We start from the raw sequence: 22182 nt of genomic DNA, 5'->3' as shown, positions 1-22182 counted from the left end.
CCTCGGGCAGCTCGCCCGAGCGGACCGCCTCGACCAGGGCATCGGACAGCCGCCGCACGGTGCCCTCGTCGGACAGCCCGCCGCCCACGCAGATCGCGTCGGCACCGGCCGCGATGGCCAGGACGCTGCCGCGTTCGATGCCGTACGTGCCCGCGATGGCCCGCATCTCCATGCCGTCGGTGACGATCAGGCCGTCGTAGCCCAGCTCGCCGCGGAGCAGGTCGGTCAGGATGCGGCGGGACAACGTTGCCGGGTACTCCGGGTCCAGGGCCGGGACCAGGATGTGGGCGCTCATCACCGCGCGGCTGCCGGCGGCGATGGCCGCGCGGAACGGGACCAGGTCGCGTTCCGCCAGCACCGCGGCGTCCACGTCGATGAGCGGCATGGCGTGGTGCGAGTCGACGCCCGTGTCGCCGTGGCCCGGGAAGTGCTTGGTGCAGGCGGCCACGCCCGCCGACTGCATGCCGGTGACGTAGGCGGCGGTGTGCCGGGCGACCAGGTCGGTGCCGGCGCCGAAGGAGCGCACGCCGATGACCGGGTTGTCCGGATTGGAGTTGACGTCGGCGGACGGGGCCCAGTTGAGGTTGACGCCGCAGGCGGCGAGTCGGCGGCCCAGTTCCGCGGCCACCTCCCGGGTGAGCCCGACGTCGTCCACCGCGCCGAGGGCGAGGTTGCCGGGGAAGGAGGAACCGGTGCGCACCTCCAGGCGGGTGACGTCGCCGCTCTCCTCGTCGATGGCGACCAGCACGTCCTCGCGCTCGGCGCGCAGCTGCGCGGTCAGGGCGGCCACCTGCTCGGCCGAGGCGATGTTGCGCCCGAACAGACCGACGGAGGCCAGCCCCTCGCCGAGGCGGCGCAGCAGCCAGTCGGGGGCGGTGGTGCCGGTGAATCCGGGCTGGAGGACGGTGAGCGCGTCGCGCGTGAGGGTGTCGGTGGCCCTGGCGATGGTGGTCATCGGTCGCGTTATCCCTTCACGGCGCCGGCGGTCAGGCCGCTGACGGCCTTGCGCTGGAGGTAGACGAAGAGGATCAGGATCGGGACGGCGAAGAGGGAGGAGGCGGCCATGGTCGCACCCCAGTCGTCGCCGAAGACGGTCTGGAAACTGGTCAGCCACACCGGCAGCGTCTGGGCCTCGGCGTCCTTGTTCAGGACCAGGACCAGGGCGAACTCGTTCCAGGCGGTGATGAAGCCGAACAGCGAGGTCGACATCAGGCCCGGCGCGAGCAGCGGCAGGATGACCCGGCGGAACGCCTGGCTGCGGGTGCAGCCGTCGACCATCGCCGACTCCTCCAGCTCCTTCGGCACGGCGGCGACGAAGCCGCGCAGCGTCAGGATGGTGAAGGGCAGGATCATCATCATGTAGAAGAGCGTGAGCGGCACGAGGCTGTTCAGCATCGACGCGTCGCGCACGATCATGTACATCGCGATGATCATGACTTCCCAGGGGGCCATCTGGGCGAGCATGAAACCGATGACGAAACCGCGCCGCCCCTTGAACCGCATCCGCGCCAGGGCGAAGGAGCCGGCCAGCGCGATGATCAGTGAGAAGACGACGGCGAGGACGGTGACAGTCAGCGAATTGGTGACGAACGACCAGAAGTGGTCGGCTTCGGTCGCCGTCTTGAAGTGATCGAAGGTGAAGTCGGTCGGGAACCAGACCGGGTCCTCCGTGATGATGTCGCCGGCCGGCTTGAAGGCCGTGGAGAACATCCAGTACACGGGGAAGACGAAGCCGATGAACAGGACGACGGCCGTGGCGTTGGGCCACAGGCGGCCGAAGAGCGAGCGCTTCACAGCTCGTCCTCCCCTTGCTTGAGCACGATCCTGAGGTAGTAGGCGGTCAGACCGAGCATGATCAGGATGGTCAGCACGGCAATGGCCGCGCCCATGCCGTAGTGCTGGTTGCCGACACCCTCGACGTAGGCGTAGACGGGCAGGATCTCGGTGAGCCGGTCGGGTCCGCCCTGGTTGAAGGTGTAGACCTGCACGAACGCCTTGAAGACCCAGATGATCTCCAGGAATGTCGTGGCGTAGAGGAACGGCCGCAGGAACGGCATGGTGACCGCGGTGAAGCTCCGCCAGGTGCCGGCGCCGTCCAGCGACGCCGCCTCGTAGAGCTCCTTCGGGATGGTGGTCGTCGCCGCGTAGAGGTTGATCGCGACGAACGGGATGGATCCCCAGACGATCAGCAGGGTGACGACGAAGAAGGTCGACATCTGGCTGCTGGTCCAGCTGTAGTCGGCCATGGAGTGCCAGCCGAGCTTGTCCAGGACCCAGTTGACGACGCCGAAGCGCTGGGCGAACAGCCACTTGTAGACGGTGGTGGCGGCCACGATCGGCATGGCCCAGGCCAGTACCAGACCGAGCAGCAGGGTGAACCGCATCCGCTTGCCGAGGCGGGCGAGCAGCAGGCCGACCAGGGTGCCCAGGATCATGATCAGGGCGACGTTGACCGCCGCGAACAGGATCGAGCGGAGGGTGACCCGCCAGAAGTGCTCGCTGGTGAGGGTCTCCTTGTAGTTGTCGACGCCGTTCCACTCTGTGACGTGCTGGATCAGCTGCGTCATGTTGAGGTTCTGGAAGGACAGCAGGAGGTCCTTCAGCAGCGGCCAGCCGAGCAGCAGCACGGTGGCCGCGCAGGCGGGCAGCAGCAACAGGTACGGGGCGAGCGCGCCGACGCGCGACGCGGCTCTCTGCTTCGGCCCGCCGCTGCCCTCGTCGTCCGCCTTGCGGACGTTCGCCGGGCCGGAGGGCGGCCGTTCGGTCTGCACGGTCATGCTCGCGATCTCTCTTCTCGGCCTACGAGAGGGCCTGCGTACGTCGACTCGCGTACGGTCGCCGGGGCGGGAGCCGTCGTCCGGCCACCCCGCCCCGGCTCACCCGGTGCTACTGCTGCTGCGACAGGCGCTTGTTGAACTCTTCCTCGACCTGCTTGGCCGCCTCGGCCGGGGACTTCCCCTTCAGCACGGCGGTCAGGTAGGTCTTGATCGGGTTCGGCGCGTTCTCGACCGCGGCCCACTCCGGGATCAGCGGCGTGGTGCCACCGGAGGCGACGGCCGGCGAGCCGGCCTCGGCGGCGGGGTTGCCCTCCAGGTTGCCGATCAGCGACTCCTTGTTCGGAGTGACGCCGTTGGCCTTGGCCAGCTGGCCCTCGAACTTGTCGGACAGCGCGATCTTCAGGAACTCCTTGGCGAGTTCCTGCTTCTTGCTGCCCGCGGCGACGGCGAGGTTGGAGCCGCCGAGGAAGACGCCCTCGGGCTTGGCGGCGGTCTCACCCGGGATGGTGAAGTAGCCGATGTCCTTCTCGATCTTCGGGTTGGCCTTGATCGCGGTGGCCGCTTCCCAGCCCATGCCGATGAAGGAGCCGACGTTGCCCTTGGCGAAGACCTCACCCTGCTGCGGGGTGGCCTCGTCCTTGTCCTGGGGCGCCTTGGAGAGGGACTGGAACTTCTTGTAGGTCTCCGTCGCGGCCGCGATCTTCGGGTCGTCGAGGTTGGAGACGTACTTGTCGCCGTCCTTCTTGACCAGCTCGGCGCCCTCGCCGATCGCCAGACCGACGAAGTGGTACCAGTTCTGGCCCGGCAGGTAGATCGGCTCGGCGTCGGTCTTCTCACCGATCGTCTTGAGGGCGTCGTAGAACTCGTCGCGGGTCTTGGGCGTTTCCGTGATGCCCGCGTCCGCCCACACCTTCTTGTTGTAGACGACCACGCGGTTGACCACGAACCACGGCGCCGCGTACTGCTTGCCCTCGAAGACGGAGGACTCGTTGATGGACTCGGTCCAGTCCTTGCCGATCTCGGCCTTGAGGTCGGTCAGGTCCGCGAGACCGCCGGTCTTGGCGTACGCCGGGGTCTGGGTGTTGCCGACCTCGAAGACGTCGGGGGGGTTCTCCTCGGAGAGCGCGGTGGTCAGCTTCTGCTGAATACCGTTCCACGTCTGGATCTCGAACTTGACCTTGGCCTTGGTCTTCGCCTCGAACTCCTTGGCGAGGTCCGCCTGCCAGTCGTCGGGCGAGGAACCGTCCATCACCCACACGGTGAGCGTCTCGCCGGCGTAACCGTCCGCCCCGGCCTTCTTGCCGTCGTCGCCGCTGTCGCCCCCGCACGCCGCGACCGAGACCATCATGCCCGCGATACCGATCGCGGCTATCAGCTTGCGCTTCACGCCAACCCTCCTCAGGGATGCCACACAACCCCCCTGCCTCCCCGCGGTTGCTCGTCGACGCGGACCGCCCATGGGGCCGGGACCTGGACCAATGGTGTAGACCAGTACGGGGAGCTTGGCCCAGACCAATAGGGCTGTCAAGGGTGTTCAACCGGCCTCTTCGCGTCCGTGATGCGACCGAGATATGCAGGGACCTTTCATTGCGCAAGCGACAGATCGGACGGACCGGCACCGGGTGTACCACCGCCCGCCGAATCGCGTGCCGGTACCGTTCCGAACGCGCGTACCAGCGACGCCGGTCGGCGCTGTGGACTAGACCAACGAGGGCCCCGGAGGTATACAGAAGGGATCACGGAGCGTGCGGGGCCAACCCGGCACGGAGCCGTGCCACGATGTGAGCCGTGGCCGACAGGGATAGCGGTCGCTTCGGCACCCGGAGCCGGGAAGGCAGAGCATGAGCACCGACGTCAGCAGTGCGGAGAACGAGGGTGGGGCGACCGTCCGTACCGCGCGCGTGCCCAAGTACTACCGTCTGAAGAAGCATCTGCTCGACATGACCCGGACACAGGCGCCGGGTACGCCGGTCCCGCCGGAGCGCACGCTCGCCGCGGAGTTCGACACCTCGCGCACCACCGTGCGTCAGGCCCTTCAGGAGCTGGTCGTCGAGGGCCGCCTGGAGCGCATCCAGGGCAAGGGCACCTTCGTCGCCAAGCCCAAGGTGTCGCAGGCGCTGCAACTCACCTCCTACACCGAGGACATGCGGGCGCAGGGTCTCGAACCCACATCGCAGCTGCTGGACATCGGCTACATCACCGCCGACGACCGGCTCGCCGGCCTGCTGGACATCACGGCCGGCGGGCGGGTGCTGCGCATCGAGCGGCTGCGCATGGCCAACGGCGAGCCCATGGCCATCGAGACCACCCACCTGTCGGCCAAGCGCTTCCCGGCACTGCGCCGCTCCCTGGTGAAGTACACGTCCCTCTACACCGCGCTCGCCGAGGTGTACGACGTCCATCTCGCCGAGGCCGAGGAGACCATCGAGACCTCCCTGGCCACCCCGCGCGAGGCCGGCCTGCTCGGCACCGACGTCGGCCTGCCCATGCTGATGCTCTCCCGGCACTCGCAGGACCGGACGGGCCAGCCGGTGGAGTGGGTGCGCTCGGTGTACCGGGGCGACCGCTACAAGTTCGTGGCCCGGCTGAAGCGGCCCCAGGACTGACGCCGGCCGCGGGGCGTTTCAGGCAAACCCCCGCACGCGTGACCGCGAAGTCGGCAGTTCAGGACCGATATACGGACGAGGTCTTCCGCTGTCTCGACACCGTCACCTACATTTCGTGCGCACTGCACGAGGTGATCAGCGAGGGGACGGAGCCACCGCATGTCACAAGCCCCAGAAGTGAACAGAGGGCCGACGGTGACGCCGGTGCGCGTCGTCATCGGCCTCTGCCTTGCCGCACCGTTCGTCGCCATGCTGTGGGTCGGCTCGTACGCGAAGACGGACCCGGCCTTCATAGGCATCCCGTTCTTCTACTGGTACCAGATGGCGTGGGTGATCATCTCCACGGTGCTCACGGTGATCGCCTACAAGCTGTGGCAGCGTGACCAGCGCGCCCGCCGGGAAGGCGGGGCCAAGTGAACGACGGCGTGAACGGCGTCGCACTCGCCGTCTTCATCTTCTTCTTCGTCCTCGTCACCGCGATGGGCTTCCTGGCCGCCCGATGGCGCCGGGCCGCGAACGACCAGAGCCTCGACGAGTGGGGCCTCGGCGGCCGCTCGTTCGGCACCTGGGTCACCTGGTTCCTGCTGGGCGGCGACCTGTACACCGCGTACACCTTCGTGGCCGTACCGGCGGCGATCTACGCGGCGGGCGCGGCCGGCTTCTTCGCGGTGCCGTACACGATCCTGGTCTACCCGCTGATCTTCACCTTCCTGCCGCGGCTGTGGTCGGTCTCCCACAAGCACGGGTACGTGACTACCTCGGACTTCGTGCGCGGCCGCTTCGGCTCGAAGGGGCTGTCGCTGGCGGTCGCCGTCACCGGCATCCTGGCGACGATGCCGTACATCGCGCTCCAGCTGGTCGGCATCCAGGCCGTCCTCGACGTGATGGGCGTCGGCGGCGGTGAGGACACCAACTGGTTCATCAAGGACCTGCCGCTGCTGATCGCCTTCGGTGTGCTGGCGGCGTACACCTACTCGTCGGGGCTGCGGGCGCCCGCGCTGATCGCGTTCGTGAAGGACACGCTGATCTACATCGTGATCGCGGTGGCGATCATCTACATCCCGATCAAGCTCGGCGGGTTCGACGACATCTTCGCCGCGGCGGGCGACAAGTTCAGCGAGTCGGGCAAGGGCGGCCTGGTGCCGGACTACGGCGGCCAGTGGACGTACGCCACCCTGGCGCTCGGATCGGCGCTCGCGCTCTTCATGTACCCGCACTCGATCACCGCGACGCTGTCCTCGCGCAGCCGTGAGGTGATCCGGCGCAACACCACGATCCTGCCGCTGTACTCGCTGATGCTCGGCCTGCTCGCACTGCTGGGCTTCATGGCGATCGCGGCGGGGGTGAAGGTGGAGAACGGGCAGCTGGCGATCCCGCAGCTGTTCGAGAACATGTTCCCGGACTGGTTCGCCGGCGTGGCCTTCGCGGCGATCGGCATCGGCGCCCTGGTCCCGGCGGCGATCATGTCGATCGCGGCCGCGAACCTCTTCACCCGCAACATCTACAAGGACTTCATCAAGCCGGACGCCACCCCGGCGCAGGAGACGAAGGTCTCCAAGCTGACGTCCCTGCTGGTGAAGGTGGGCGCGCTGGTCTTCGTCCTGGGCATGGACAAGACGGTCGCGATCAACTTCCAGCTGCTCGGCGGCATCTGGATCCTGCAGACCTTCCCGGCGCTGGTCGGCGGCCTGTTCACCCGCTGGTTCCACCGCTGGGCGCTGCTCGGCGGCTGGGCGGTCGGCATGGTCTACGGCACGGTCGCCGCGTACGGTGTCGCCTCGCCGACGCAGAAGCACTTCGGCGGCTCCTCCGAGGAGATACCGGGCATCGGCGAGATCGGCTACATCGGCCTCACCGCCTTCGTGCTGAACGTCGTGGTCACCGTGGTCCTGACCTTCGTCATGCGGGCCCTCAAGGCCCCCGACGGCGTCGACGAGACCAAGCCCGGCGACTACACGGCGGACGCGGGCGACCCCGGCGTCGAGGTGGAACTGCCGCCGGCCACGGCGGGCACCTCGCACTGATCCCCGACGCATGCGGCGGGCCGTCGGAGAAATCCGGCGGCCCGTTGTCGTACCCGTGCGGCACACTCGGCGCCATGGACTTCGCGATCCGGCAGGCGGCGACGGACGAGTACGGCGCCCTCGGTGAGATCACCGCGCAGGCCTATCTGCGCGACGGCCTCCTCGACTTCGGGGAGAGCGACGCGTACCTCGGCGAGCTGAGGAACGTCGCCAAGCGCGCGGCGGCCGCCGAGGTGCTGGTCGCCGCGGCGGACGGCCGGGTGCTCGGCGGCGTGGCCTTCGTGCCGTCCGGCGGCCCCATGGCCGACATCGCCCGGCCCGGCGAGGCCGAGATACGCATGCTCGCCGTCGCCCGCGAGGCACGCGGACGCGGGGTGGGCGAGGCCCTCGTACGGACCTGCGTCGACCGGTCCCGGGCCGTCGACGGCTGCGTACGCGTCGTGCTGTCCACCCAGCGCGCCATGCGCACCGCCCACCGCCTCTACGAACGAATGGGCTTCACTCGCACGCCCGACCGCGACTGGAACCCGCTGCCGGAGCTCGACGACATCACGCTCCTCACCTATGAACTGACGCTCTGACACCAGCGCCACCCCTCGACAACACCTCCGCGACACAACATCTGGGGGTGCTCGCCGAACCCGGCACAAGATGTATGCTCGTGCTCGCTGTCGCCGCAGGGGAATCCGGTGCGAATCCGGAACTGTCCCGCAACGGTGTACTTGTGTGTATCCGCGCGTCTCCGCACGTGTGCACACGCATGTCCAGTCCGAGGACCTGCCGACAGTGCGCCCGTACCGTCCCGGTCCGGGTGCCTGACGTCCGGGCCTCGTGGAGTGGGCCGGTGGACGCGACGCCGCGTGCGCTCGTGAGCTGCCCCTGCCCTCCCCCAGGCCCCGTGCCGAGCGAGGGAGTGCCCCCACGTGACCATCGCGCCAGCCGACCCGGTTTCAGCGACCCCGGCGACGACTTCAGCGACCCCGGTGACCGAGGAGCCCGACGGGCCCGGTCCCGCGTTGCTGCGGACCCTGACCGAGCTGACCACCGACCTCCCCGGCGCCGACCCGGGCCGGGTCGCCGCCGCCGCACTGCGCGGCCGCTCCGCCCGTGCGGACGAGTCCGAGCTGCGGGAGCTCGCCACGGAGGCGGCGGCCGGGCTCATCTCGGAGGACCCGGTCTACTCCAGACTGGCCGCCCGGCTGCTGACCATCGGCATCCGCGCCGAGGCCGCCTCCCAGGGCGTCACCTCGTTCACCGGGTCGGTCGCCACCGGTCACCGCGAGGGCCTGATCGCCGACCGCACCGCCGAGTTCGTACGGCTGCACGCGGACCGGCTGGACGCGCTGATCGACCCGGCCGCCGACGACCGCTTCGGCTACTTCGGGCTGCGCACGCTGCACAGCCGCTACCTGCTCCGGCACCCGATCACCCGCAAGGTCGTCGAGACCCCCCAGCACTTCATGCTGCGGGTGGCCGCCGGACTCGCAAAGGACGACACCACGCGTGCGGTCGACGAGGTGGCCGCGCTGTACGGACTGATGAGCCGCCTCGACTACCTGCCCTCCTCCCCCACCCTGTTCAACTCCGGCACCCGGCACGCCCAGATGTCGTCCTGCTATCTCCTGGACTCCCCCAAGGACGAGCTGGACTCCATCTACGACCGTCTCCACCAGGTCGCCAACCTCTCCAAGCACGCCGGCGGCATCGGCATCGCCTACTCCCGCGTCCGCGCCCGGGGTTCGCTGATCCGCGGCACCAACGGGCACTCCAACGGCATCGTCCCGTTCCTGAAGACGCTGGACGCCTCGGTCGCCGCCGTGAACCAGGGCGGCCGGCGCAAGGGCGCGGCGGCGGTCTACCTGGAGACCTGGCACGCGGACGTCGAGGAGTTCCTGGAGCTGCGGGACAACACCGGCGAGGACGCCCGCCGCACGCACAACCTGAACCTCGCCCACTGGGTGCCGGACGAGTTCATGCGCCGGGTGGACGCCGACGGACAGTGGTCGCTGTTCTCGCCCGCCGACGTGCCCGAACTGGTCGACCTGTGGGGTGAGGAGTTCGACGCGGCGTACCGCGGGGCCGAGGCGGCGGGGCTCGCCCGCAAGACCCTCCCCGCCCGTGAGCTGTACGGCCGCATGATGCGCACCCTCGCGCAGACCGGCAACGGCTGGATGACCTTCAAGGACACCGCCAACCGCACCGCCAACCAGACCGCCGAGCCCGGTCACGTCGTCCACTCCTCCAACCTCTGCACGGAGATCCTGGAGGTCACGGACGACGGGGAGACGGCGGTCTGCAACCTGGGCTCGGTCAACCTCGGCGCGTTGGTCGACGTGGCCGAGGGCGACATCGACTGGGAGCGCCTGGACGCCACCGTCCGCACCGCCGTCACCTTCCTGGACCGGGTCGTCGACATCAACTTCTACCCGACCGGGCAGGCGGGCCGCTCCAACGCCCGCTGGCGCCCGGTGGGCCTGGGCGCGATGGGACTCCAGGACGTCTTCTTCCAGTTGCGCCTGCCCTTCGACTCGCCCGAGGCGAAGGCCCTGTCCACCCGCATCGCCGAGCGCGTCATGCTCGCCGCGTACGAGACCTCCGCCGATCTCGCCGAGCGCGACGGCCCGCTGCCGGCCTGGGAGAAGACCCGGACCGCCCGGGGTGTGCTGCACCCCGACCACTACGGCGTCGAGCCCACCTGGCCGGAACGCTGGGCGGCGCTGCGCGGGCGCATGGCCACGACCGGCCTGCGCAACTCCCTGCTCCTCGCCATCGCGCCGACCGCCACCATCGCCTCGATCGCGGGCGTCTACGAGTGCATCGAGCCGCAGGTGTCCAACCTGTTCAAGCGCGAGACGCTCTCCGGTGAGTTCCTCCAGGTCAACTCGTACCTGGTGGACGACCTCAAGCGGCTCGGCGTCTGGGACGCCCGCACCCGCGAGGCGCTGCGCGAGGCCAACGGCTCGGTGCAGGGCTTCACCTGGATCCCCGAGGAAGTCCGCGCGCTGTACCGCACCGCCTGGGAGATCCCGCAGCGCGGCCTGATCGACATGGCCGCCGCCCGCACCCCGTACCTCGACCAGGCCCAGTCGCTGAACCTGTTCCTGGAGACGCCGACCATCGGGAAGCTCTCCTCGATGTACGCGTACGCCTGGAAGCAGGGCCTGAAGACCACGTACTACCTGCGCTCCCGCCCGGCGACCCGCATCGCTCGCGCCGCCGCCCGAGCCACCGTCCCCGTGCAGGCCGGCCCGGACCCCGAAGCGGTCGCCTGCTCCCTGGAAAACCCCGAGTCCTGCGAGGCCTGCCAGTAATGACCACCGAGACCCCCGCGACCCCCACCACCAAGAACCTGCTCGACCCGGGCTTCGAGCTGACGCTGCGCCCCATGCGCTACCCGGACTTCTACGAGCGCTACCGGGACGCCATCAAGAACACCTGGCACGTCGAGGAGGTCGACCTCCACTCGGACGTCGCCGACCTCGCGAAACTCAGCCCCATGGAGCAGCACCTGATCGGCCGGCTGGTGGCCTTCTTCGCCACGGGTGACTCGATCGTCGCGAACAACCTGGTGCTCACGCTCTACAAGCACATCAACTCCCCCGAGGCGCGGCTCTACCTGTCCCGCCAGCTCTTCGAGGAGGCCGTCCACGTCCAGTTCTATCTGACGCTGCTGGACACCTACCTGCCCGACCCGGACGACCGCGCCGCCGCCTTCGCGGCCGTGGAGAACATCCCCTCCATCCGCGAGAAGGCCGGATTCTGCTTCAAGTGGATGGACTCGGTCGAGTCGATCGACCGCCTGGAGACCAAGGCCGACCGCCGCCGTTTCCTGCTCAACCTCATCTGCTTCGCCGCGTGCATCGAGGGCCTGTTCTTCTACGGCGCCTTCGCCTACGTCTACTGGTTCCGCAGCCGGGGCCTGCTGCACGGCCTGGCCACCGGCACCAACTGGGTGTTCCGGGACGAGACGATGCACATGTCCTTCGCCTTCGACGTCGTCGACACCGTGCGCAAGGAGGAGCCGGAGCTGTTCGACGACGCGCTCCAGCAGGAGGTCACCGACATGCTGCGGGAGGCCGTCGAGGCCGAGCTGCAGTTCGCGCGCGACCTGTGTGGCGACGGCCTCCCGGGCATGAACACCGACTCGATGCGGCAGTACCTGGAGTGCGTGGCCGATCAGCGCCTGACGCGTCTCGGTTTCGCCCCGGTGTACGGCTCCGAGAACCCCTTCTCCTTCATGGAGCTGCAGGGCGTTCAGGAGCTGACCAACTTCTTCGAGCGGCGTCCCTCGGCGTACCAGGTGGCGGTGGAGGGCACCGTCGACCTGTCCGAGGACTTCTGAGTCTCCTTCCCCGCTCCCTGGTCCTCCCGGGCCTCCCGGACCTCCCCGAGCTGACGGTCGATGCGCCTCTCGCGCACGATGCCGATCACCGAGGGGAGGACCATGAGGACCAGGAGTCCGAAGGTCACGAGCATTCCGATCAGGGCTTCTGTCTGGTTTCCGGTCATGACACCAGTGTCGCGCCGGACACTCCTTACTGAGAGTGGCAGGACTGCCGTAATACCTCGATTTCCTGCCACTTCCGAGGCACACTGGGGGCATGCTGAAGAACGTGGCCGCCGTGCTGCTGGACGGCGCGCATCCCTTCGAACTCGGTGTGGTCTGCGAGGTCTTCGGCACCGACCGGAGCGACGAGGGCCTGCCGGGGTACGACTTCGCGGTGGTCTCCGCGGAGGGCCCGGAGCTGAGCACCCATGTCGGCGGGCTCTCCGTCTCCACGCCGTACGGGCTGGACCGGCTGGAGGAGGCCGACCTGATCGCCGTCCCGGCGGGGAGCGACTACGCCCGCCGGGAATATCCGCCGGAGCTGCTGGACGCCCTGCGGCGGGCGGTGGACCGGGGCACGCGGGTGCTGAGCGTGTGCTCCGGCGTGTTCGTGCTCGGCGCCGCCGGGCTGCTGGACGGGCGGCGGTGCGCGGTGCACTGGCACCACGCGGCCGAGCTCGCCCGGCAGTACCCGCGGGTCGCCGTCGCCCCCGACGTGCTCTACGTGGACGAGGATCCGGTGATCACGAGCGCCGGCACCGCCGCCGGCATCGACGCCTGTCTGCACATCGTCCGCAAGGAACAGGGACCGGAGGTCGCCAACCGGATCGCCCGGCGCATGGTCGTACCGCCGCACCGGGACGGAGGTCAGGCGCAGTACATAGAACGGCCGCTGCCGCGCACCTCCTGCGACACCGTCGGCGAGGTGCTGGCCTGGATGGAACAGCACCTCGACGAGGAGGTCACCGTCGAGCAGCTCGCGGCCCGGGCGCACATGTCCCCGCGCACCTTCGCCCGCCGCTTCCAGCAGGAGACGGGGACGACTCCCTACCGCTGGGTCCTGCGCCAGCGTGTGCTGCTGGCCCAGCGGCTGCTGGAGGCGACGGACGAGACGATGGACACGATCGCGTGGCGCACCGGCTTCGGTACGGCGGCGGCGCTGCGGCACCAGTTCGTCAGGGTCCTGGGCACCACCCCGCACGCCTACCGGCGCGCTTTCCGGGGCCCGGAGGTCGTCGCCTGAGCCGCCACGTCACCGCGCGGCTCACCGTGCGACGGGCCTGACCAGCAGGTCGTGCGGCCGCAGGGTGATGCCGACACGGACCGCGTCGTTCGAGCCCGCCACCTGCTCGAAGCGGTACTTCGTGGCGAGCGCGGCCGTGATCAGCGTCAGCTGCGCCATGGAGAAGTGGTCGCTGGGGCACTTGCGCTTGCCCGCGCTGAACGGCTTCATGGCGTACTTCGGCACATCCGCCGCACGGTCCGGAATCCACCGGTCCGGGTCGAACTCCAGGTTGTCCGCGTACGACTTCGCATCGCGCTGGATTGCGTACGGACTGTAGATGATGTCCGACCCGGCCGGAATGCGATAGCCACCGAGTTCGGTCTCGACCACCGCGCGCCGCGTCAGAATCCACACGGCGGGACGCAAACGCATGGCCTCCACGATGACATTGCCGGTGTGCGTGAGCCCCCGGACATCCTCGAATGCCACAGGACGTCCGCCGGTGACCGCTACGACTTCGTCGCGTATGCGGTCGGCATGTTCCGGGTGTTCGGCAAGTGCCTGCAGCAACCACATGATCGTGGAGGCGATGGTTTCACTGCCGGGGGTGAGTATCGCGACGACCTGGTCGTGGATCTCCTGTTCCCCGATGGGGTCGCCATTGTCGTCCTTCGCCTCCAGCAATGCCGTCAGCAAATCGTCCGGCTTTTGACCGGATGCGCGGCGCTCGGCGATGATCTCGTCGACCAGGAGGTGCAGATCGGCCAGCGCGTTGTTGAATTCGCGGTTGGCCGGAAGCGGCAGCCGGTAGAGCGGTCCGAGCGGGACCACCATGCGCCGGTACATGCCCCGGAAGACGGTGGCGAGCGCGACGCACAGCCGCTCGGCCCGCTCGTCCATGTACTGTCCACGCAGCAGGCAGCGGGCCGCGACGCGCACGGCGACGCGGAAGGACTCGGAGGTGGCGTCGACGGTCCGCCCCGGCTGCCAGCGCTCGGTGAGCGCGTGCGCCTCCTCCTCCATGATCGGCCCGTAGGCGGGGATCGCGTCGAGCTTGAACGCCGGCTGGATGGTGCGTCGCTGCCGGCGGTGGAGCGGGCCGTTGGCCGTCGCCACGCCCTCCTTGCCGAGCAGGCCCTCCAGCGACTCCCACAGCGGGCCGGCTATGTGGTAGTCGGGGCTCAGGGCCAGGGCGCCGGTGAGCTCCGGGGCGGTGACCGCGTAGACGGTCTTCGGGCCGAGCTTGATGCGCACGATGTCACCGTGGTCGCGCAGCTGGGACATGAAGGCCAGCGGGTCGCGGGCCAGCCTCCAGCCGTGGCCGAGGAGCGGGACACCGCCACCCGCGACGGGCGGCTCGCGCAGCTCCGGTGTCGTTTCGGGCCGGGTTTCGGGGTTGACGGACTCGACGGTCATTTCTCACCTGCCGCTTCGTTGTTGACGTACGGGGGCGTGGACCGGTCGTCCCAGCTGTCGACCATGTACCGGCCGGACTCGTGGTGGAACCAGTAGACGGAACTGAACCAGTTCCGCATATTGCCGACGTTGGCCCGTACGGCGCCACTCAGTTCCTTTCCGCGTACGGTGCCGTTGTCGAGTTCGTCGGCGAACCGTAACGCGTCCTCTTCCACGGCGAGGAAATCGGTGATGCATTCCTCGACGCGTCGCCTTACTTCTCCGATGGCTTCTTCCAGGGTCAGCCCGTGATGTGTGATGAGACTGATTCCGAGGTTGTGGACCTCGTCGCCCGCTATTTCCTTGGGCAGTGAGCACAGGTCGTTGTACCAGGCGGCGAATTCCTGGCTGAGCAGGGCCGCCCGGCGATATGCCGGGTGTTTCCGAACGGCGTCCGGCAGTTCGCACTCCGCGCTCGGCTCCAGCAGGTCGGTCCAGATCCAGTGCGCGAAGGTGAGCCGGCGCAGTTCGAGGTACTCCTCGACGCCGGGCACGATGCCATGGGTGCGGTTGTGGAATTCCCGGTCGTAGGCGTCGATCACCGCGTGGAAGTGCCGGGCGAACCGTGCGTTCCACGTCGCCGGCGGCGGCAGGAAGGCGTAGAGCCGCCGCACACTGTCGGCGAACCCGGCGACCAGCGTGTCCTCGTGGTGCAGATGGTCCCTGGGTGAGTCGAGTGCCGCGTGCAGTTGGTTCCGCAGCCGCCGCCAGGCGGTCGGACGGCCGTGGACGATGTCCCGGTCGTGCCGGTCGTCCCAGACGAAGAACCACGCGCTGTAGTCAGCTATCGCCTGCATGACCTCGTCGGGGGCGCCCAGGTAGTAGCCCGCCATGAGGTCGGTGTAGCACAGGCCGTCGGCATATTCCTCGACCTTGTCCGCCGGCATGAGCCGTTTTTCGAGCAGCCAGGTACGGGTCTTCTCCTGGAGCTTCGGCCAATACGGGTGGAGCTGCCGGGGAAATGCCGCCTCGATCACCGGAAGGCGCAGCGATGGCGGTACTGCGATCGCGGTCGGTGTCGCTGTGGTGCCGTGTGAGAAAGCATGCACGAACAAACCCCTCTCAGCCGCCGGTGGCGCGCCCCTCTCGCTGAGCGCGGCGTGCGCCGTTGCGTATCCCCGCACTTCCTATTCAGCACCACAACTGACCGTTCTGGGAACGGATTTGCTCCATTCACTACCCCACGGTGCCGGAATTCTCCTGGTGTGTGGCAGGTTCCGGCAGACGAACGGCGCCCGCTCGGGTGAGACCCGAACGGGCGCCGTGCGCACGGAGGATGGGTGACGGGTGACGCGGTGTCAGTCGTTCGCGACCACGGGGTAGCGCGGCTCGTTCTCGGCCATCTGCCGCAGCGCGTCCTTGCGTTCGCGCTTGGAGAGCCGGTCGATGTAGAGGTACCCGTACAGGTGGTCCGTCTCGTGCTGCAAACACCGTGCGAAGTACCCGGTGCCGCGCACCTTGATCGGGTTGCCCTTCTCGTCCTGCCCGGTCACCTCGGCGTAGTCGGGGCGGGCGAGCGGCGCGTAGGCGGTCGGCACGGACAGGCAGCCCTCGTTGCTGTCGTCCAGGCTGCGCCGGTCGGCGGGCAGTTCGACGAGGACCGGGTTGCAGACCACGCCGACGTGCCGGACGCCCTCGTCGTCGGGGCAGTCGTAGACGAAGACCTTCTTGCCGACGCCGATCTGGTTGGCGGCCAGGCCCACACCCTCGGCGGTGCGCTGGCTGGCGAACATGTCCGCGACCAGCTGCTGGAACTCCTCACCGAAGTCGGTGACGTCCGCGCACTCCTTGTGCAGCACCGGGTTGCCGACCACCGTGATCGGACGCGAGGTGCCGCGCTCACGCCAGGCAGCCTCGCGCTCCTCGCAGTCCTCTGTGTCGACGACGAACCCCTCGTCGTCCACGGGGAGCACGCCCGCGTGCTGCTGATCGGTGTCCTGCTGGGCCATGACCGACGTATGCCTTCCTGGATGAAACAGGGGGTTGATGCCTGATACAGGGTACGGGGAGTGCGCCCCCGAAGGGGCGCGGGACCGTGTCGGTACGCGGCTCCGCCGCGCGGGCCCGACCAGCCACGACGCACGACGAAGAACGACCTCAGCAGACCTCTTCCAGATCCCGCCAGTCCCGGGAATCCGGACTGTCCGCCACCCACCCGTCCAGCAACCCCCGTACCAGCGCGGCCGGCGCGGCCACCCCGCACTCCCGCTCCGGCACCCACAGCTGCCCGTCGGTGCGGTGGCCGAGTGGCCCCGGGTGGCCGGGTTCGCTGTGGTCGTGCGGGTCGAGGTGCTCGCCCTCGCCCTCGTCGGAGGGCATCCGTGACTCCGAGCACATCCGGCACAGCAGCCGGACCGACGACGACCAGTCCTCGGCGGCGAAACCGGCGTCCGCGGCGAGCTGCTCCAGGGCGTCCCGGTCGGACTCGGTGGCGGCCTCCAGGAGGACCACCCAGGTGGGGACGGGCGACGGGGCCCACAGCTCGATCTCGTCGAAGACGGGATAGGCGTGCCCGGCGGTGGTGGTCCGCTCCCCGTGCGGCACCCCGTCGTGCAGGACGACCTCGCCCCAGCGGCGGCCGGAGGACGGCAGCGGGATGGACAGCACCTCGATGCGGGCGGGGTCCAGCCGCCGCCCCCACACGACCTCGGCCTCCCCCTCCGGGGACAGCCGTACGGCCGCGCTGCCGAGGTCCATGCCGAGCGGCTCACCGGCGTCCGTCGCGTCCCCCGGGGTGCGCAGTCCGTAGGCCTGCCAGGCCCTGCGGGCCAGCGGCCAGTCCTGGAGGGCGGTCGCGGCGATGCCGACGTTCCACCAGTCGGGTGCGCCGATGTCCCGGTCGAGCAGCGCGACCGCCCTCAGCCCCGCCGCCCTGGCCTGCTCCCAGTCGTGCCGGAACTTGTGCAGCAGGGCGAGGTTGAACCACGACTCCGACAGCCAGGGTTCCAGGTCGGCGGCGCGCGTCAGCAGAGCGCCCGCGTCCTCATAGCGACCGTCGCCGATCAGCGTGAACGCGCGGTCGGTGGCCTGCCGCCAGGAGGCGGAGGGCCGGTGCCGTCCCTTGCCGAAGATCCTCACGATTCCCGCCTGCCAGTTCCGTTCTGTGGGCTGGCTGTGCCTTCCCGCGCCCCCGGACACCTTCTCCTTCGCATCCAACCACGTACGGCTGGAAGGGCGCTCATTACCCATGGGTTACCCAGCCGCGGGCGAGGTAAGACTGCCGCGTGCGAGCACCCGGGCCAGGGCTTCCACGACGTCGGGAGCGTAGTCGCCCGCGGTGGCCAGGCGCAGCTCCTCCAGTGCCGTGAGGCCGCCGCCCGGCCCGGCGTCCCTCGCCTTCTCCTCGTAGGCGTTCACGGCCCGTACGATCCGCGCGGCGACCGGCTGCTCCCGGCAGGGGTCGGCCTGCCGCTCCACCACCACCGCGACGGCCGCGTCGACCCCGGTCTGGCGGACGACGGCCCCGCCGAGCAGGGCGATCCGCCGCTGCTCGGCGGCGGACAGACCGGCGGTGGCCCCGGCCGGGACCGGGTCGACCAGGCTCAGCTGGCCGATGTCGTGCATGAGGGCCGCGTACTCCAGCACGGTCAGCTCGGCCCCGGACAGCCCCAGGTCCCGCCCGACGGCACCGCTGAGTTCGGCGACGCGGCGGGCGTGCCCGGCCGGGGTGTACCCGGCGATCTCGGTGGCGCGGGCCAGGGAGGCGATGGTCTGCCGGTAGGTGGCCCGGACGGCCGCGTACCGCCGGTAGGAGAGCTGGGTGAGCAGCAGCGGCACGCAGAAGACGGGGAGCGCCCACAGTCCCGCGACGGTCACCGCGAGCGCCATCACCGCCCCGGTCGCGCACACCGCGGACGTGATCCCGACCATGCCGCGCAGTTCCTCGCGCAGCAGCGGACCGAAGGGCCACCCGGTGCGGGCGTGCGCGGGTGCCGCGGCCAGCACGGCGTCGCACAGCGCGGTCAGGGCGAGCAGCGCGATCAGCAGCAGCGCGTAGGCGGGGCCGCTCCAGTCGCGGAAGGCGCCCTGGTTCGACAGCGGCTGAAAGCACACGGCGGCGAAGGCGACGGTGAGCACTCGCCGCGCGAGATGGTCCAGCACGGGCCCGCCGCCGCGCGCGATGTACGGCACGCTGCCGAGCAGCGAGGCGGCGAGCACGACGGTGACGGTCTGGGCGACGCCGTGGTGCGTGGGCTGCCCGGCGACGTCCCCGAGGAGCGCGTACGCCAGCGCCCCGGCGGCCCCGAGCGGCGCGGCCTCCCGGGCCTCGGTCCCGGCCCTCCGGATGATCTCACCGAGGGCGACGAGGACGCCGAAGGCGAGCGCGACGGGCCGCTCGGCCAGCCCCGACCACAGCACGGCGGCGAGACAGACGAGCGCGAGGAGCCCCGCGCCGACGGGGACCAGGAGAAGGACGACCGGGGACCGGGACGTGGACCGGGGCCCGGCCTGGAGCGGGGACCAGGGCTGGGGCTGGTATTGGGGCCGAGAACGGTACTGGGCCTGGGACCGAGACTCGGGCTGGGGCTGGGGCTGGGACCGAGACTGGGGCTGGGGCTCGGGCGCAGGCGCGGGCGCGCTCTCGGGCTGGGCCTGGGACTCGGGCTCGGGCTGGGTCTGGGGCTGGGACTCGGGCGCAGGTGCGGGCGCGCGCTCGGGCTGGACCTGGGCCTGGGCCTGGGCCTGGGAATCGAACTGGGGTTGGGGCGACGTCATGACGCTCCCCTTCCGACGCTGTCCCGCGCACCCTCGCCCCGGCCCGGGATCACGTCGGCGGGAACGACCGGCGTACCGTCCGCCGTCACCGCCGGACGCCAGCCGTGGCGTCCCAGGGACCGGACCAGCGCTCGGACGATCCGTGGGTCGAACTGCGCCCCGGCGCACCGCTGGAGCTCCTCCACCGCCGCCGCGACCGGACGGGCCCTGCTGTAGGACCGCGTGGACGTCATCGCGTCGAAGGCGTCGGCGACGGCCACCACCCGGGCCGACTCCGGGATCCGGTCGCCGACCAGCCCGTAGGGGTAGCCGCTGCCGTCCAGCCGTTCGTGGTGGTGGAGGACGGCGGCCCGCGCCTCGCCCAGGAAGCGGATGCCACGCACCATCTCGTGCCCGTACTCGGGATGCAGTTCGATCACCCGGCGCTCCTCGGGCGTCAACGGCCCGTCCTTGCGCAGCAGCCGCGTGGGCACGCCGAGTTTGCCGACGTCGTGCAGGATCCCGGCGAAGCGGAGGGTCTCGACGCGCTCGTCGTCCATGCCCAGCTCGCGGGCGATCATCATCGAGGCCTGGCCGACCCGCTCGCTGTGTCCGCGCGTGTAGCCGTCCTTGATGTCGACGGCCTGGACCAGCGCGCGGATGGTCGCCTGGTGCGCGGCCCGCTCCCGGTGGTACTGGGCGAACGCCCACCACGCCACGCACATCGGCAACAGCACGAGCAGCGCGGCGACGGGACCGTACGGGCTGCGCCACAGGACGGCCATCATCAGCCCGGCGAGCCCGTGCACGGCGATCGGCGCGAGCGATCCGGAGAACAGCCCCCGCCAGGCCCGCCCGGCCGGCACACGGTCGGCGAACACCCGGATGCCGCCGTCCAGCAGGGTCAGCACCAGGCAGAACGCCAGTACCGCGGCCCCGGCCGGCACGAGCACGTACGGGAAGTCGGGCGCGACGACCGCGTCCCGCCCGCCGCACCCCCAGTGGACTCGCGAGGCGGCCCACACGGCGAGCGTCAGCTGCGCGGCCCGCCAGACGCGTCGCAGGGCGAAGGGCCGCTGCGCCACCGGGGAGAGCAGGGCCCCGGGCAGCGCCGCGAGCGCGGCGGCGGGCGGCGGCAGCAGGAAGGCCCCGGCGAGCAGCACGGGATAACAGGTCCCGACGAGACGGGAGCGGGCGACCACTTCGGAGCCCGCGTACAGCCCGGCGAGGAGCAGCACGGCCCACCAGGGCGTATGCACCTGGGGCAGGGGGCTCAGGCAGACCAGGGCGGCGAGGACGACACCGGCGACGTACGCGTGTGCCCGCGCCGGTACCGCGTCCATGTGCCCCTCCCCCGGCCATGCCTGTCAGGCTCCGGAGCCTAGGACCGCGGCAGGGGGAAGGCGGACACATAACCCGCGGATTAGCACGTACGGGTGACGTGACGCGTCACGGGCAGGTCCGGTCGGGACCGGCCCGGGAGGCTCAGGACTCCTGCGGAGCCGGCGGCGCGGCCGTGACGTCGTGCTCGGGCACGGACTGCCCGGAACGGATCAGATCGATCCGGCCCATGACCTTGGAACGCAGGTCACCCGGCACGTCGTCCTGTCCGCAGCACCGCTTGACCAGCTTCTTGACGGCCTGCTCCAGCCCGTACTTCTCCAGGCAGGGCGAGCACTCCTCGAAGTGGTGCTCGAACTTCACGCAGTCCGAGTCCGGCATCTCTTTGTCGAGGAACTCGTAGAGATGATCGAGGATTTCGCTGCAATCCGTCTCGTGCGGCTCTCCGCAGCTCATGACCCCGAGCCTTTCGCTTCGTTCGACTCTCCGGCGCCGGCCGGGACCAGGCCGCGGTCGCGGGCGTAGTCCTCCAGCATGCCGCGCAGCTGACGGCGTCCACGGTGCAGCCGGGACATCACCGTACCGATGGGTGTCCCCATGATGTCGGCGATCTCCTTGTAGGCAAAGCCCTCTACATCCGCCAGATACACGGCGATGCGGAACTCCTCGGGGATCGCCTGGAGCGCCTGCTTCACGTCCGAGTCGGGCAGGTGGTCGAGCGCCTGCGACTCGGCGGAGCGCAGACCCGTCGACATGTGCGACTCGGCGCGCGCCAGCTGCCAGTCCTCGATCTCCTCGGCCGCACTGCGCTGGGGTTCGCGCTGCTTCTTGCGGTACGAGTTGATGAAGGTGTTGGTGAGGATGCGGTACAGCCACGCCTTGAGGTTGGTGCCCTCGCGGAACTGGTGGAAGGACGCGTACGCCTTGGCGTAGGTCTCCTGCACCAGGTCCTCGGCATCGGCCGGATTACGCGTCATGCGCAGCGCGGCCGAGTACATCTGGTCGAGGAACTCGAGCGCGTCCCGCTCGAAGCGCGCGCTGCGCTCCGCGGTCGACTCCGCGCCCGCGCCCCGGCCCTCGGGCTGCTCCGCCTGGCCGTGTTCGGTCCCTGCGTCGGTCCCAGTGACCGGACCCACCTCCTCCAGTGTTGTCGTGAGACCGAGACCGGTCTCACTCGAATCGGAGGATAGACGACGATCCGGTCCGCCCGCCGCCCGAATAGGGGCGGTCTTGGCGGCGTGCAGCACGGTCCAGTCCAGGTCGGCGCGGCTGCTGCGACTCGGGCAGAAGGCTGAACCCATGCGGCGGACTTCCTCTCCTACGGCGTCGGTGCTGATTCTCAGCAACGTATGTCCGCCACAACAGCGGGCGCACGCCGGTCATTCCCGGGCGTTCACCCGAGTGAGCCGACCCACTTCGCGACCCCCTCGGTGATCATTTCCAGGGCCTGTTCCTGCGTGGTCTCCGCCCGCTTGGGCACGGCGAAGCCGTGGTCGCCGTGCGGGACCTCGATCAGGTCGTACGCCCCTTCGGGGAACTCCCGGGGCCTGCCGAACGGGTCGTTGCCACCCTGTACGACAAGGGTGGGCACGCCGGTCCCGAGCAACTCGTCGGCGCGGGACTTCTCCGGCTTGCCGGGCGGGTGCAGCGGGAAGCCGAGGGCGAGGACGGCGTGGGCGCCCACTTCGGTGGCGGTGCGGCACGCGACCCGGGCACCGGCGCTCCGGCCGCC

Annotated in this window: 21 protein-coding genes and 1 riboswitch; of the genes, 7 read left to right on the top strand and 14 right to left on the bottom strand. The window is 69.9% G+C overall.

Going from position 1 to position 22182, the window contains the following annotated elements:
• From EBH09_RS24870 to EBH09_RS24855, 4 genes are all read right to left on the bottom strand, one after another.
• Positions 1-955, bottom strand: a 955-nt coding sequence (locus EBH09_RS24870; RefSeq protein ID WP_193776510.1) for a glycoside hydrolase family 3 protein, incomplete at its 3' end; no start/stop codon positions are given.
• Positions 956-963: 8 nt separating this feature from the next.
• Entirely contained in the window at positions 964-1794 is an 831-nt protein-coding gene (locus EBH09_RS24865) for a carbohydrate ABC transporter permease (protein WP_121749143.1), read from the bottom strand.
• Entirely contained in the window at positions 1791-2777 is a 987-nt protein-coding gene (locus EBH09_RS24860; protein WP_121749142.1) for a sugar ABC transporter permease, read from the bottom strand. Before EBH09_RS24860 ends, EBH09_RS24865 begins: the two co-directional genes overlap by 4 nt.
• A gap of 109 nt (positions 2778-2886) precedes the next feature.
• The gene (locus EBH09_RS24855) at positions 2887-4164 is read right to left on the bottom strand and encodes an extracellular solute-binding protein (protein ID WP_121749141.1); all 1278 of its coding nucleotides are present in this window, start codon (positions 4162-4164) and stop codon (positions 2887-2889) included.
• Between the two features lie 454 nt (positions 4165-4618).
• Between EBH09_RS24855 and EBH09_RS24850 the strand changes: the two genes are divergently transcribed.
• From EBH09_RS24850 to EBH09_RS24825, 6 genes are all read left to right on the top strand, one after another.
• The gene (locus EBH09_RS24850; RefSeq protein ID WP_053136900.1) at positions 4619-5383 is read left to right on the top strand and encodes a GntR family transcriptional regulator; all 765 of its coding nucleotides are present in this window, start codon (positions 4619-4621) and stop codon (positions 5381-5383) included.
• 159 nt (positions 5384-5542) lie between these two features.
• Positions 5543-5800: a DUF3311 domain-containing protein gene (locus EBH09_RS24845; protein ID WP_121749140.1), complete on the top strand. Its 258-nt coding sequence runs from the start codon at positions 5543-5545 to the stop codon at positions 5798-5800.
• Positions 5797-7407, top strand: a complete 1611-nt coding sequence (locus tag EBH09_RS24840; RefSeq protein WP_193776509.1) for a sodium:solute symporter family protein — start codon at positions 5797-5799, stop codon at positions 7405-7407. The genes EBH09_RS24845 and EBH09_RS24840 overlap by 4 nt, the downstream gene beginning before the upstream one ends.
• A gap of 74 nt (positions 7408-7481) precedes the next feature.
• Complete coding sequence (locus EBH09_RS24835; RefSeq protein WP_121749536.1) at positions 7482-7988, top strand: GNAT family N-acetyltransferase; 507 nt, start codon at positions 7482-7484, stop codon at positions 7986-7988.
• Between the two features lie 57 nt (positions 7989-8045).
• A riboswitch (cobalamin riboswitch) is annotated at positions 8046-8207 on the top strand.
• A 123-nt stretch (positions 8208-8330) separates the two neighbouring features.
• On the top strand, positions 8331-10718 hold the full coding sequence (locus EBH09_RS24830) for a ribonucleoside-diphosphate reductase subunit alpha (RefSeq protein WP_121749139.1): 2388 nt from the start codon (positions 8331-8333) through the stop codon (positions 10716-10718).
• On the top strand, positions 10718-11749 hold the full coding sequence (locus EBH09_RS24825) for a ribonucleotide-diphosphate reductase subunit beta (RefSeq protein WP_121749138.1): 1032 nt from the start codon (positions 10718-10720) through the stop codon (positions 11747-11749). Before EBH09_RS24830 ends, EBH09_RS24825 begins: the two co-directional genes overlap by 1 nt.
• Here the strand turns inward: EBH09_RS24825 and EBH09_RS39220 are convergent.
• Complete coding sequence (locus EBH09_RS39220; RefSeq protein ID WP_121749137.1) at positions 11662-11916, bottom strand: hypothetical protein; 255 nt, start codon at positions 11914-11916, stop codon at positions 11662-11664. The genes EBH09_RS24825 and EBH09_RS39220 overlap by 88 nt on opposite strands.
• Before the next feature lie 92 nt (positions 11917-12008).
• Between EBH09_RS39220 and EBH09_RS24815 the strand changes: the two genes are divergently transcribed.
• A complete protein-coding gene (locus tag EBH09_RS24815) occupies positions 12009-12977 on the top strand; it encodes a helix-turn-helix domain-containing protein (protein WP_121749136.1) in 969 nt (322 codons plus the stop codon).
• A 21-nt stretch (positions 12978-12998) separates the two neighbouring features.
• Here the strand turns inward: EBH09_RS24815 and EBH09_RS24810 are convergent, their stop codons facing one another.
• From EBH09_RS24810 to EBH09_RS24765, 9 genes are all read right to left on the bottom strand, one after another.
• Positions 12999-14375: a cytochrome P450 gene (locus EBH09_RS24810; RefSeq protein WP_121749135.1), complete on the bottom strand. Its 1377-nt coding sequence runs from the start codon at positions 14373-14375 to the stop codon at positions 12999-13001.
• A complete protein-coding gene (cyc1, locus tag EBH09_RS24805) occupies positions 14372-15463 on the bottom strand; it encodes an epi-isozizaene synthase (RefSeq protein ID WP_121749535.1) in 1092 nt (363 codons plus the stop codon). Before cyc1 ends, EBH09_RS24810 begins: the two co-directional genes overlap by 4 nt.
• A 249-nt stretch (positions 15464-15712) precedes the next feature.
• Positions 15713-16363, bottom strand: a complete 651-nt coding sequence (gene def / locus EBH09_RS24800; protein ID WP_121749134.1) for a peptide deformylase — start codon at positions 16361-16363, stop codon at positions 15713-15715.
• Positions 16364-16511: 148 nt separating this feature from the next.
• Positions 16512-17492 carry a hypothetical protein gene (locus tag EBH09_RS24795; protein WP_121749133.1) on the bottom strand — a complete coding sequence of 327 codons (981 nt, stop codon included), beginning with the start codon at positions 17490-17492 and terminating at the stop codon, positions 16512-16514.
• 114 nt (positions 17493-17606) lie between these two features.
• Positions 17607-19130, bottom strand: coding sequence for a metal-dependent phosphohydrolase (locus tag EBH09_RS24790; RefSeq protein WP_238697436.1), 1524 nt, complete (start codon positions 19128-19130; stop codon positions 17607-17609).
• Complete coding sequence (locus tag EBH09_RS24780) at positions 19127-20452, bottom strand: HD-GYP domain-containing protein (RefSeq protein WP_121749132.1); 1326 nt, start codon at positions 20450-20452, stop codon at positions 19127-19129. Before EBH09_RS24780 ends, EBH09_RS24790 begins: the two co-directional genes overlap by 4 nt.
• A gap of 142 nt (positions 20453-20594) precedes the next feature.
• A complete protein-coding gene (rsrA, locus tag EBH09_RS24775) occupies positions 20595-20906 on the bottom strand; it encodes a mycothiol system anti-sigma-R factor (RefSeq protein WP_053136860.1) in 312 nt (103 codons plus the stop codon).
• Positions 20903-21586 carry an RNA polymerase sigma factor SigR gene (gene sigR / locus EBH09_RS24770; protein WP_121749131.1) on the bottom strand — a complete coding sequence of 228 codons (684 nt, stop codon included), beginning with the start codon at positions 21584-21586 and terminating at the stop codon, positions 20903-20905. The genes rsrA and sigR overlap by 4 nt, the downstream gene beginning before the upstream one ends.
• 257 nt (positions 21587-21843) lie before the next feature.
• A partial coding sequence (locus EBH09_RS24765; protein ID WP_345940956.1) for an alpha/beta family hydrolase occupies positions 21844-22182 on the bottom strand: 339 nt, incomplete at its 5' end.

Source organism: Streptomyces sp. E2N166 (assembly GCF_003671715.1).
In the GTDB taxonomy this organism is placed as follows: Bacteria; Actinomycetota; Actinomycetes; order Streptomycetales; family Streptomycetaceae; genus Streptomyces; species Streptomyces thinghirensis.
The sequence above is the reverse complement of the archived record's forward strand: the minus strand, read 5'-3'. Positions and strand labels throughout refer to the sequence as shown.

Bases quoted from the DNA above. Each gene is read 5' to 3' on its own strand.
- rsrA (WP_053136860.1), bottom strand. From the start codon at position 20,906: ATGAGCTGCGGAGAGCCGCACGAGACGGATTGCAGCGAAATCCTCGAT.
- EBH09_RS39220 (WP_121749137.1), bottom strand. From the start codon at position 11,916: ATGACCGGAAACCAGACAGAAGCCCTGATCGGAATGCTCGTGACCTTC.
- EBH09_RS24845 (WP_121749140.1), top strand. From the start codon at position 5,543: ATGTCACAAGCCCCAGAAGTGAACAGAGGGCCGACGGTGACGCCGGTG.
- EBH09_RS24810 (WP_121749135.1), bottom strand. From the start codon at position 14,375: ATGACCGTCGAGTCCGTCAACCCCGAAACCCGGCCCGAAACGACACCG.
- EBH09_RS24790 (WP_238697436.1), bottom strand. From the start codon at position 19,130: ATGACGTCGCCCCAACCCCAGTTCGATTCCCAGGCCCAGGCCCAGGCC.
- EBH09_RS24815 (WP_121749136.1), top strand. From the start codon at position 12,009: ATGCTGAAGAACGTGGCCGCCGTGCTGCTGGACGGCGCGCATCCCTTC.
- EBH09_RS24850 (WP_053136900.1), top strand. From the start codon at position 4,619: ATGAGCACCGACGTCAGCAGTGCGGAGAACGAGGGTGGGGCGACCGTC.
- EBH09_RS24825 (WP_121749138.1), top strand. From the start codon at position 10,718: ATGACCACCGAGACCCCCGCGACCCCCACCACCAAGAACCTGCTCGAC.
- def (WP_121749134.1), bottom strand. From the start codon at position 16,363: ATGGCCCAGCAGGACACCGATCAGCAGCACGCGGGCGTGCTCCCCGTG.
- EBH09_RS24835 (WP_121749536.1), top strand. From the start codon at position 7,482: ATGGACTTCGCGATCCGGCAGGCGGCGACGGACGAGTACGGCGCCCTC.
- EBH09_RS24860 (WP_121749142.1), bottom strand. From the start codon at position 2,777: ATGACCGTGCAGACCGAACGGCCGCCCTCCGGCCCGGCGAACGTCCGC.
- EBH09_RS24780 (WP_121749132.1), bottom strand. From the start codon at position 20,452: ATGGACGCGGTACCGGCGCGGGCACACGCGTACGTCGCCGGTGTCGTC.